Genomic DNA, 10,673 nt, shown 5'->3' on the forward strand with positions numbered 1-10,673 from the left:
AAGCGCGCGTTCCTGTGTTTCACGACCGGCCGGGCCGGTCGGAGCCCGGAGCGTCGGAGTCAGCCCGTATCGTTGCGGGAGGGCGAAGAGGGCCGTCGGAGCAGCTGGGAGGAAGTCGTGGCACTGGCGCTATACCGCAAATACCGGCCGCAGACCTTTGCCGAGGTGGTCGGCCAGGAGCACGTCACCGAACCGCTCATCAACGCCATCGGTTCCGGGCGGCTCAACCACGCCTACCTCTTCTCCGGGCCCCGCGGCTGCGGCAAGACCTCCTCGGCCCGCATCCTGGCCCGCTCCCTCAACTGCGCCGCCGGCCCCACCCCCCAGCCGTGCGGCGAGTGCAACTCCTGCAAGTCCCTGGCCGCCGACGGGCGCGGCTCGGTCGACGTCATCGAGATCGACGCGGCCAGCCACGGCGGCGTCGACGACGCCCGCGAGCTGCGCGAACGCGCCGTCTTCGCGCCGGTGGAGTCGCGCTACAAGATCTACATCATCGACGAGGCCCACATGGTCACCGCGGCGGGCTTCAACGCGCTGCTCAAACTCGTCGAAGAGCCCCCCGAATACGTCCTGTTCATCTTCGCGACCACCGAGCCGGACAAGGTCCTGCCCACCATCCGCTCGCGCACCCACCACTACCCGTTCCGCCTCATCCCGCCCCCGGCCATGCGCGAGCTGTGCAAGCGGCTGTGCGCCGAGGAGGGCGCCCAGGTGGCCGAGGACGTCTTCCCCCTCGTCGTGCGCGCCGGAGGCGGCTCGGCCCGCGACACCCTCAGCGTCCTGGACCAGCTCATCGCCGGCGCCGGGGCCGAGGGCGTCACCTACGAGCGCGCCGCCGCACTGCTGGGGGTCACCGACGCCGGGCTGCTCGACGAGATGTGCGAGGCGTTCGCCGCCGCCGACGGGGCGGCGGTCATGGAGGTCGTCGAGCGCGTCGTCGAGGGCGGCCACGATCCGCGCCGCTTCGCCGGGGACCTGCTCGAACGCCTGCGGGACCTCATCGTGCTGGTCCAGGTGCCGGACGCGGGCTCCTCGGGGCTCATCGACGCCCCGGCCGACCAGCTCGCCAAGATGACCAGCCAGGCCACCCGCATGGGCACGGCCACACTGACGCGCATGGCCGAGGTCGTCGCCGACGGCCTGGCCGGGATGCGGGGGGCCACCGCGCCCCGGCTGCTGCTGGAGCTGGCCTGCGTGCGCGCGATCCTGCCGGGCACCGACGAGTCGATGGCCGGGCTGCTCCAGCGCCTGGAGACGCTCGAGCAGCGCGGCGCGAACGCCGTCGCGGCACCTGCCGCGCGCCGCGCGGCGCCAGAACCGGCGCCCGCCCCTTCGCCCGCGCCGCGCGCCGAACCCGAACCACCGCGAGAGGCCGCCCCGGCCGAGCGTCCGGACCCGGCCCTGGAGCCGGTCCCCGAGCCCGTGCCGGAACCGGCGCCCGCGGCCCAGGCCCCGCCACCGGCCGCCGAGGGCGGCGGGGTGACCGCGGCCTCGATCCGGCGGCAGTGGGACCGGATCATGATGGCCATCAAGGACCGCAAGAAGACCACCGCGGCGATCCTGTCCGAGGCCACGGTCGCCGACGCCTCCGACGGCGAGGTGGTCCTGGCCTTCAAGCACGCCTTCCACGCGGGGGCGCTCCAGAAGGAGCCGGCCTACTCGACGGTCACCGAGGTCCTCGGCGAGGTCCTCGGCGGCACCTGGAAGGTCCGCTGCGAGGTGGGGGAGGCCGCGCAAGTCCCAAAAGCGGCCCCGGCCCCGAGGCCGCGGGAGGAGTCTGACCGGGTCCCGCCGCCTCCGCCGGAGCCCGAGGCCGAGCCGTCGGCCGACGACCCGGTCGCGCCGGGGGCCATCGGCACCAGCGAAGAGCAGGCCGTCAAGCTCCTCTCCGACGCCTTCGGCGCGAAGCGCATGTAGGGACGAACCGACTAGGGTGGGTCCTAGACCAAGGAAACCGGCGTCAAGGAGTTGATGACAATGTTCCCCGGTGGCGGAGACATGCAGAAGCTGCTGCAGCAGGCGCAGCAGATGCAGGCCGACTACATGCAGGCCCAGGAAGAGCTGCAGGAGGCCGAGGTGACCGCCTCGGCCGGAGGCGGTCTGGTGAGCGCGACGGTCACCGGCGACGGCGAGCTCAAGGGGGTCAAGATCGACCCGAAGGCCGTCGACCCGGAGGACGTGGAGACCCTCGAGGATCTCATCCTGGCCGCCGTGCAGGCGGCGACCGAGGACGCCAAGCGCATGGCCTCGGAGAAGATGGGACCGCTGGGCGACGCGCTCGGCGGCATGGGCGGCGGCATGGGCCTGCCCGGCATCGGCTAGAGACATCGGAAACTGAGGAGCAGCGTGTACGACGGGGCACTGGGCGATCTGATCGAGGAACTGGGACGTCTGCCGGGCATCGGCCCCAAGAGCGCCCAGCGTCTCGCCTTCCACCTGCTCGCCGCCGAGGACGTGGAGGTCGAGCGGCTCACCTCGGCCCTCTCTCGGGTCAAGCAGCAGGTCAAGTTCTGCGAGACCTGCGGCAACGTCGCCGAGTCCGAGCAGTGCGCGATCTGCCGCGACCAGCGCCGCAGCGAGGAGCTCATCTGCGTGGTCGAGGAGCCCAAGGACGTCCTGGCGATCGAGCGCACCGGCGAGTTCCGCGGCCGCTACCACGTCCTCGGCGGCGCGATCAATCCTCTGGAGGGGATCGGGCCGGACGACCTGCGCATACGTTCCCTGCTCACGAGGCTGCAGAAGGGCGAGACGAAGGAGCTGATCCTCGCCACCGACCCCAACACCGAGGGCGAGGCCACGGCCACCTACCTGGCGATGATGGTCAAGCCCATGGGGTTCAGGGTGACCCGGCTGGCCTCGGGCCTGCCGGTCGGCGGCGATCTGGAGTACGCCGACGAGGTCACGCTCGGCCGCGCCTTCTCCGGCCGCCGCGACATCGACGGCTGACCGGCGCCGCCGGCCGCGTTCGCGAAACGCGTTGGGCCGCAATGTGTCTGAAGATCAATGAGAGTTGCGCGCTATAGGTAACAATAGTTGCCGAATTGGTCACGGTTGCATAACGCATAACAGTGGTCCAGCTCACCTGGCTCTACGCTGGCTGTACCTCCGAGTACCCAACGAACGACGGGTGAATACTTATGCGCACGTCTCGAACCACTCTGGCCAGACGGGCCGTCGCCGCGTCTGCGAGTGCGGTCATCGCACTCGGTGCCCTCGCCGCATGCGGCAGCGAAGGCGACGGCGAAGACGAAGACACTCAGAACGCCGAGGACTTCAGTTTCGAATGCCCCGAACGTGAGGACGGCGAGCGGGCCCCTGACGAGGCCGCGAACGAAGAGCAGCCGTTCATTTTCGGCACGCCCGGCGTCCCCACTTCCCTAGATCCGGTCCTGGCCTCGGACGGTGAGACGTTCCGCGTCACCCGCCAGGTCTTCGACACCCTCCTCGACCACGACTGCACCGACATGGTTCCCGGCCTCGCCGAGAGCTACGAGCAGAACGACGAGGGCACCGAGTGGACCTTCCACCTGCGTGAGGGCGTGACGTTCCACGACGGTGTCGAACTCGATGGCGAGGCCGTCTGCGCGAACTTCGACCGGTGGAACAACTTCACCGGCGGTTATCAGTCACCGAGCAATACCTACTACTGGTCCAACTTCTTCCGCGGCTTCGCCGAGAGCGACCCGGAGATGGGCGTCGAGGGCGAGTCGATCTACGACGGCTGCGAGGCCGACGGCCTTACCGCGACCATCAGGATCAGCGAGTACACCGCGAACTTCCCGGGCGCTTTCTCCATGGCCACCACCGCCATCGTGAGCCCCGGGTCGCTCGAGCAGCTCACCGACGACGACATGGACGCCCCCGACTCCCCGCTTCCTGAGTACAGCCAGGAGGCCGGCGTCCTCGCGGGTACCGGCCCCTACAAGTACGTCGAGTGGGACCACAGCGAGAACGCCGTCACCTTGGAGCGCTACGACGACTACTGGGGCGACCCGGCCGGCGTCAAGACGATCATCTTCCGCCAGATCGGCGACGGCAACGCCCTCCGCCAGGCGCTCGAAGCCGGCGACATCCACGGCTACGACCTGGTCTCGCCCGCGGACGTCCAGCCACTCATCGACGCCGGATTCCAGGTGCCGACCCGCGGCGTGTTCAACATCCTCTACCTGAGCTACAACCAGGTCAGCGGAACGCTCGGCGACCACGCGATCAGGGAGGCCCTGTCTTACGCGGTCGACCGCGAGCGCATCGTCAACTCGGTCCTACCGCCGGGCGGATCGGTCGCCACCCAGTTCATGCCGCCGAGCCTCGAAGGCTGGTCCGAGGACGTCGTCCAATACGAGCACGACCCGGAGAGGGCCACCGAGCTGCTGGCCGACGCCGGAGCCGAGGACCTCGAACTGGAGTTCTGCTACCCGACCGACGTCTCGCGGCCGTACATGCCGAACCCGAAGGACATCTTCGACATCATCGCGCAGAACCTCGAAGACGCGGGGGTGACCGTCGAGGCCACTCCGATCACGTGGGTCGACTACATCGACGCGACCAACCAAGGCGAGTGCGAGCTGTACCTGCTGGGCTGGACCGGCGACTTCAACGAGGCCTACAACTTCCTCGGCACCTGGTTCCAGACCGAGACCACCGAGTGGGGCTTCGACAACCCCGAGATCTTCGACGGTCTCGCCGAAGCGGCCTCCGAGCCGGACGCCGACGTCCGGGCCGAGCACTGGATCGAACTCAACGAGATGATCATGGAGGAGCTGCCGGGTCTGCCGATCTCCAGCTCGCCGCCGTCGATCGCCTTCGCACCCGAGGTCTACCCGCCGGACGTCTCCCCGCTCACGCAGGAGGACTTCTCCGAGCTGTACTTCGCCGCCGCAGAGTAAACCGAACACCGACTAGATAGCGGAATATGCTGCGCTATACCGTCAAACGACTCCTGCAGCTGGTCGTGGCGTTGTTGGGCTTGTCGCTGCTGCTGTTCGCGTGGTTCAAGTCCCTCCCGGGCGGACCCGAGAACCGCATGCTCCCCGACAACGCCACCGACCAGCAGCGGGAGGCGCTGCGGGAGGCGCTGGGACTGGACGAGCCGGTCTGGACCCAGTACGGCGAATTCCTCGGACGGGCCGTCCGCCTCGACTTCGGCAACTCGTTGTCGAGCGGGCGGCCCATCTCCACCGAACTCGCCGACCGCCTCCCCGCCACGATCGAACTCTCCCTGTGGGCCATCGCCATCGCCATCGGCGTCGGCATCCCGCTGGGATACCTGGCCGCCCGCAAGCGCGGCACCTGGCTGGACTTCACGGCCGTGTCCGGGTCCCTGATCGGGATCTGCACGCCCGTGTTCTTCCTGGCCGCGATGCTCAAGGTGGTCTTCTCCCAGAACCTGGGCTGGCTGCCGACCGCGTTCCGGCTCACTCCTGGCACGGACTACACGGACGTGACCGGGCTGCGCGTGCTCGACGGGCTGATAACCGGTGAGTTCGACGTCGCGTGGAACGCGGCCATGCACCTCATACTTCCCGCGATCGCGCTCGCCTCGATCCCTCTGGCCGTGATCACCCGCATCACCCGCGCCAGCGTGCTCGAGGTCCTCGGCGAAGACTACGTCCGCACCGCCGACGCCAAGGGGCTCAAGGCGCAGACCATTCGCGGCCGCCACGTCATGAAGAACGCGATGCTGCCGGTCGTCACCGTCATCGGGCTCCTGCTCGGCAGCCTGTTCGCCGGAGCCGTGCTCACCGAGAGCGTCTTCTCGTTCGGCGGTGTCGGCTCGTTCGTCTACGCCGCCACTACCGAACGCGACTATCCGGCGCTCATGGGCTTCATCCTGGTCATCGCCGTCTCCTACGTGGCGCTCAACCTGATCGTGGACCTGTCATACGGCTTCCTCGACCCGAGAGTGAGGGTGCGCTCGTGACACTCGCCAAGATCGAGAAGCTGGACCGGCTCGTCGAGGCCGGCGTCGAGGCCCGCACCGCCGAGGGCGGTTCCCTCTGGCACCAGTCGCTGCGGCGGATGCGACGCTCGCCGATGGCGATCACCGGCGCCGCCATCGTCGGCCTGTTCCTGCTCATCGCCATCCTCGGGCCGTGGATCGCCCCGCACAGCTCCACCGCCCAGGAATGGGGAGACGAGGTCTTCCTCAACCGCAACATCTTCCCCGGGCCCCGCGCGGAGAATTGGTTCGGACTCGATCACCTGGGCCGGGATATGTTCTCGCGCATGGTCGTCGGGGCCCGCCAGACCCTGCTGGTAGGCGTGGTCGCCACCCTCATCGGCTTCGCCGCGGGCGCCGTAGTCGGCGGCGTGGCCGCAGCCTCGGGTATCTTCGGCGGGCGCTGGGGCCAGCGGATCGAGTCGGTCATCATGCGCTCGGTCGACGTGGCCCTGGCGATCCCGATGCTGCTGCTGGCGCTGAGCATCGCCGCGATGCTGGGTCCGAGCCTGACCACGGTCATGGTCGCCGTCGGCGTCGCCCAGATCCCCATCTTCGCCCGGCTGCTGCGCGGATCGATGCTCGCGCAGGCCCACTCCGACTACGTCATGGCCGCGATCTCGCTGGGCGTGCCCAAGAGCCGGATCGTCATCTCGCACATCTTCCCCAACTCGCTGGGGCCGGTGATCGTGCAGGCGACCCTGGTGCTGGCCACGGCCATCATCGAGGCCGCCGCCCTGTCCTACCTGGGCCTGGGCAACCCGGACCCGGGCAGCGCCGAGTGGGGGACCATGCTGGCCGACGCCCAGCGGTTCCTCGCGGGCGCCCCGCAGCTGGCGATCTACCCGGCCGTCGGCATCATCATCACCGCCCTGGGCTTCACGCTCCTGGGCGAGGCGATGCGCGAATCGCTGGACCCGAGGCTGAGGAGGGAGCAGTAGTGGCACTGCTAGAAGTCGAAGACCTGCGCGTCGCCTTCGGAGGCTCCACCGCCGTCGACGGCGTCGACTTCCAGGTCGACGAAGGCCAAGTCGTCGGCCTGGTCGGCGAGTCCGGCTGTGGCAAGTCCGTCACCAGCCTGGCGATCATGGGACTGCTGCCCCGACAGAGCAAAGTTACGGCTCGCAAGCGTCACCGAGGGGGAGTCACCGTCTCCGGCCGGGCCCGCTTCGAAGGCAAGGACCTGCTGACGCTGCCCCGCAACGAGATGCGCAAGCGCCGCGGGCAGGAGCTGGCGATGGTCTTCCAGGACCCGCTCTCCAGCCTCAACCCGGTCGTGCGGATCGGCGTCCAGATCACCGAGGTCCTCGAGCGCCACCGGGGCCTGCGCGGCGAGGCCGCCAGGAAGGAGGCCGCGCACCTGCTCGACCGCGTCGGCATCCCCGACCCGACCAGGAGGCTGACGGAGTATCCGCACCAGCTCTCCGGCGGCATGCGCCAGCGGGTCCTCATCGCGATCGCCGTGGCCTGCGCGCCGCGCCTCCTGATCGCCGACGAGCCGACGACCGCGCTGGATGTGACCATCCAGGCCCAGATCCTGGAGCTGCTCAAGGACCTGGTGGACTCCGAGGGCACCGCCCTGCTCATGATCACCCACGACCTGGGCGTGGTCGCCGGGCTGTGCGACGAGGTGAACGTCCTCTACTCCGGACGCGTGGTCGAATCGGCCCCGGCCCGGGACCTGTTCGCCCGCCCCACCCACCCGTACACGGTCGGCCTGCTCAAGTCCATCCCGCGGCTCGACCTTCCGATCCACGAGCCGCTGCACCCCATCCGCGGCTCGATCGTGGACGTGATCCGCTGGAAGGACGGCTGCGCGTTCGCCCCCAGGTGTGACAGCGTGACCGAGAAATGCGTCGAGGGCGAACCGGCCCTGGTCGGCACCGAGCACGCCCACCGCTGCGTGATGGCAGAGGAGATCGCATGAGCGCCGAGACCAGCACACCGACCTCCACGGCCCTGCTGGAGGTCGAGGACCTGGAGGTCCACTTCCCGATCCGGAGCGGCGTGATCTTCGAGCGCACGATCGGGGCGGTCCGGGCGGTCGACGGCGTGAGCCTGAGCATCGGGGCCGGGCAGACCTACGGCCTGGTGGGCGAGTCTGGCTGCGGCAAGACCACGCTGGGCCGGGCGGTGCTGCGCCTGGAGGAGCCGACCGGCGGCAGCGTCCACCTCGGGGACACCGACGTGACCGCGCTGCGCAGCGAGAACCTGCGCCGGTTCCGCTCCAGGATGCAGATGGTCTTCCAGGACCCGCTCGGTTCGCTCAACCCGCGCCACAACGTGGAGATGCTCCTGGCCGAACCGCTGCGCGTCCACCGCATCAACGACCGGGCCGAGCAGCGGCGGCTCGCGGAGGAGACCCTCGACGCGGTCGGCCTGCCGACCTCGGTCCTGGAGCGCTACCCGCACGAGTTCTCCGGCGGCCAGCGCCAGCGGCTGGGCATCGCCCGCGCCCTGATGCTGCGTCCGGACCTGATCGTGTGCGACGAGCCGGTCAGCGCCCTGGACGTGTCGATCCAGGCGCAGGTGATGAACCTGCTCGACGAGCTCCAGGGCGAGTTCGGGTTGACCTACATGGTCATCGCCCACGACCTGGCGGTCGTCAGGCACCTCTCGGACCGCGTGGGGGTGATGTACCTGGGGAAGATCGTGGAGGAGGCCGACTCCGAGGAGATCTACGAGAACCCCCGGCACCCGTACACGAAGGCCCTGCTGTCGGCCGTCCCGCAGCCGGACCCGGAGGTGGAGGCGAGCCGCGAGCGCATCATCCTCAAAGGCGACCTGCCGTCCCCGGCCAACCCGCCCTCGGGCTGCCGCTTCCGCACCAGGTGCCCCTGGGCCCAGGACATCTGCGCCGAGGAGACCCCTGTCTGGAGAGAGGTGGCCGAGGGCCACAAGGTGGCCTGCCACTTCGACCGGTTCGATTGAACTCTGCCCGGATCGTCCGGATGAGACGGCGACGGCGCGCACCGGAGCACCAGGTGCGCGCCACCTCCGCGCCCGCCCCGGCCCGGGCGGGCGCGGTCGACCGGGAGGGTCAGCCCACGGCCACCCAGAGCTCGTAGTTGGGTCGTCCGCCTGTGTCCACCGCCTCGCAGTACCACGGCTGACCGATCCCGCTGTAGTACGAGCCGGCCGTGCGGCAGGCGGCTTCCGAGCTGTAAGTGCCCTCCTTGTAGTACGCCTGCGCAGTGATCTCGGTCGTCTCGGTCGAGTGCGCTTCGGCCTGGGCTGCCGCGGCCGGAGCACCGAAGCCGACCATCGCGGATGCTGCGAACGCGACCGCGCAGGCCGCCATGCGTTTCTTCATCATGACCACTTTCGTCTCGTCCTGCGGGCGTACCTCATGACCGGTACGCCCTCTTGATCTCAAATCCGAAAGCTTCGGATGGTCTGCATTCTTCGGGCAGAATGCATGAATTCTGCACGTATTCCGCACGGATGCCCCTCACGGTCGGATGCGAATGCCTATGTGCGGCTGTGGGTCCGGCTTCAGGACGTTTCTATGTCCGTCAAGTCGTGGCAGCGATGAGGAGGCGAGTGGTAGGCCGGGCTCGGTGGAGGAGTTCCGGCCGGAGTGGGTCGGGCTTCAGTCGGGCGGCGACGGTGAGGTGTGTGGAGGGCTGGTGTCGGTGGCGTGCCTCGGGCCGAGTGACCCCGGGATGACGTGAAGGCGGCTCGCGTCCTGGCGGGTGTGCACGGTTCCGGGCGTGGATCGCTTGGGACGCCACCGGTCCCGGGCGGTGAACATGAGTCTTCTCCAACCCTGCGGGTGATGGCAAACGCTGGTTCGGCTGTCACCATTGATGTAGCACAACCAGACGGAAACCGACCGGATGATCGACGACTCGGATCAAGGGGGGTGTGGCACATGGCCAGGAGCGTGAACCCGGCAGAGCGGACCGAGAAGGCCCGCGCCATCCACACCGGTCTGGATGATGCCGCTGCCCTGATCAACGCGGCTCATGCCAGGGTGCTGTCCGGGGTGATCGAGGCCCAAGCCTGGAAGATCCACCGCGACGTCGACGGGTTCTCCGCGCTCCGGGACTGGCTGGTATCGAAGTTCGACTTCCACCACAAGACCGCCGCCGACCTGGCCGCGATCGCCCGCCAATCCCGCAAGTTCCGTGTCCTCACCGAAGCCGCCGTGTCGGGTGCCGCGCGGATCGACCAGGTCGCGTTCGCCTCCCGTGCCCTGTCCCGCACCGCGGCGATGCGGCTCTACGCGACCACCCCCTACCGGAAGCCGGTGGCCTCACCGTACGACCCCGAGGTGCAGTGTGTGACGCCGGAGGATCTGATCGCCCAGTACTCCATCCACGCACCCCACGCCGACCTGGCGCGGCTGCTCGGTGAGATCGAGGCGGCCCTGAAAGACCAGGAGGAACTCCTGGAGGGCCTCTCCGAGCAGTCCCTGGCCCGCCTGGAGGTGTGGGAGACCGAGAACGGGATGTGGGCCGTCGACGGCCTCCTCGCCTCTGATACCGGCGCCCTCCTCGCCAAACTCCTCACCACCGCCGTGGCCCCGCCCCGACAAGACGACTGCGAGGTCGAGCAGACCGACAGCAGTACTGGCAATGACGGGACGGACACCGCGGCCGAGACCGAGACGGTGTTGCCGCCGCAGGCGGGCCGGAACGCTGAGGCACTGCATCAGATGATCGCTTCGTTCGGGGACGACCCGGCCGCCCCCACCCGGCACGGCCACACCGCGACCCTCCACCTCGTCTGC

Annotated in this window: 10 protein-coding genes; 9 read left to right on the top strand and 1 reads right to left on the bottom strand. The window is 69.2% G+C overall.

Translation table 11 applies throughout. From position 1 onward, the window contains the following. Positions 1–117: 117 nt before the first annotated feature. The 8 genes from JFB92_RS22130 to JFB92_RS22165 all read left to right on the top strand — a co-directional run bounded on the left by JFB92_RS22130 (position 118) and on the right by JFB92_RS22165 (position 8,869). On the top strand, positions 118–1,917 hold the full coding sequence (locus JFB92_RS22130; protein ID WP_199043708.1) for a DNA polymerase III subunit gamma and tau: 1,800 nt from the start codon (positions 118–120) through the stop codon (positions 1,915–1,917). Between the two features lie 60 nt (positions 1,918–1,977). Next, positions 1,978–2,322 (top strand): YbaB/EbfC family nucleoid-associated protein, encoded by a 345-nt coding sequence (locus JFB92_RS22135; protein ID WP_199043738.1) that lies wholly within the window; start codon positions 1,978–1,980, stop codon positions 2,320–2,322. A 24-nt stretch (positions 2,323–2,346) separates the two neighbouring features. Further along, positions 2,347–2,946, top strand: a complete 600-nt coding sequence (recR, locus tag JFB92_RS22140) for a recombination mediator RecR (protein WP_199043710.1) — start codon at positions 2,347–2,349, stop codon at positions 2,944–2,946. 191 nt (positions 2,947–3,137) lie between these two features. Continuing rightward, positions 3,138–4,886 carry an ABC transporter substrate-binding protein gene (locus tag JFB92_RS22145; RefSeq protein ID WP_199043712.1) on the top strand — a complete coding sequence of 583 codons (1,749 nt, stop codon included), beginning with the start codon at positions 3,138–3,140 and terminating at the stop codon, positions 4,884–4,886. Positions 4,887–4,912: 26 nt separating this feature from the next. Further along, complete coding sequence (locus tag JFB92_RS22150) at positions 4,913–5,920, top strand: ABC transporter permease (RefSeq protein WP_199043714.1); 1,008 nt, start codon at positions 4,913–4,915, stop codon at positions 5,918–5,920. Further along, positions 5,881–6,879 (top strand): ABC transporter permease, encoded by a 999-nt coding sequence (locus JFB92_RS22155; RefSeq protein WP_372451677.1) that lies wholly within the window; start codon positions 5,881–5,883, stop codon positions 6,877–6,879. The genes JFB92_RS22150 and JFB92_RS22155 overlap by 40 nt, the downstream gene beginning before the upstream one ends. Continuing rightward, the gene (locus JFB92_RS22160; RefSeq protein ID WP_199043718.1) at positions 6,879–7,865 is read left to right on the top strand and encodes an ABC transporter ATP-binding protein; all 987 of its coding nucleotides are present in this window, start codon (positions 6,879–6,881) and stop codon (positions 7,863–7,865) included. Before JFB92_RS22155 ends, JFB92_RS22160 begins: the two co-directional genes overlap by 1 nt. Next, on the top strand, positions 7,862–8,869 hold the full coding sequence (locus tag JFB92_RS22165) for an ABC transporter ATP-binding protein (protein WP_199043728.1): 1,008 nt from the start codon (positions 7,862–7,864) through the stop codon (positions 8,867–8,869). Before JFB92_RS22160 ends, JFB92_RS22165 begins: the two co-directional genes overlap by 4 nt. Before the next feature lie 109 nt (positions 8,870–8,978). On the opposite strand, the gene JFB92_RS22170 is transcribed toward JFB92_RS22165, so the two are convergent. Next, positions 8,979–9,251: a hypothetical protein gene (locus JFB92_RS22170; RefSeq protein WP_199043730.1), complete on the bottom strand. Its 273-nt coding sequence runs from the start codon at positions 9,249–9,251 to the stop codon at positions 8,979–8,981. Between the two features lie 561 nt (positions 9,252–9,812). Between JFB92_RS22170 and JFB92_RS22175 the strand changes: the two genes are divergently transcribed. Next, positions 9,813–10,673: hypothetical protein (locus JFB92_RS22175; RefSeq protein WP_199043732.1), on the top strand; the 861-nt coding region annotated here is incomplete at its 3' end.

The organism is Glycomyces salinus, assembly GCF_016428645.1.
Classification (GTDB): Bacteria; Actinomycetota; Actinomycetes; order Mycobacteriales; family Micromonosporaceae; genus Glycomyces; species Glycomyces salinus.

Coding starts and splice junctions, on each gene's coding strand:
- JFB92_RS22135 (WP_199043738.1), top strand. CDS start 1,978: ATGTTCCCCGGTGGCGGAGACATGCAGAAGCTGCTGCAGCAGGCGCAG.
- JFB92_RS22145 (WP_199043712.1), top strand. CDS start 3,138: ATGCGCACGTCTCGAACCACTCTGGCCAGACGGGCCGTCGCCGCGTCT.
- JFB92_RS22150 (WP_199043714.1), top strand. CDS start 4,913: ATGCTGCGCTATACCGTCAAACGACTCCTGCAGCTGGTCGTGGCGTTG.
- JFB92_RS22165 (WP_199043728.1), top strand. CDS start 7,862: ATGAGCGCCGAGACCAGCACACCGACCTCCACGGCCCTGCTGGAGGTC.
- JFB92_RS22170 (WP_199043730.1), bottom strand. CDS start 9,251: ATGAAGAAACGCATGGCGGCCTGCGCGGTCGCGTTCGCAGCATCCGCG.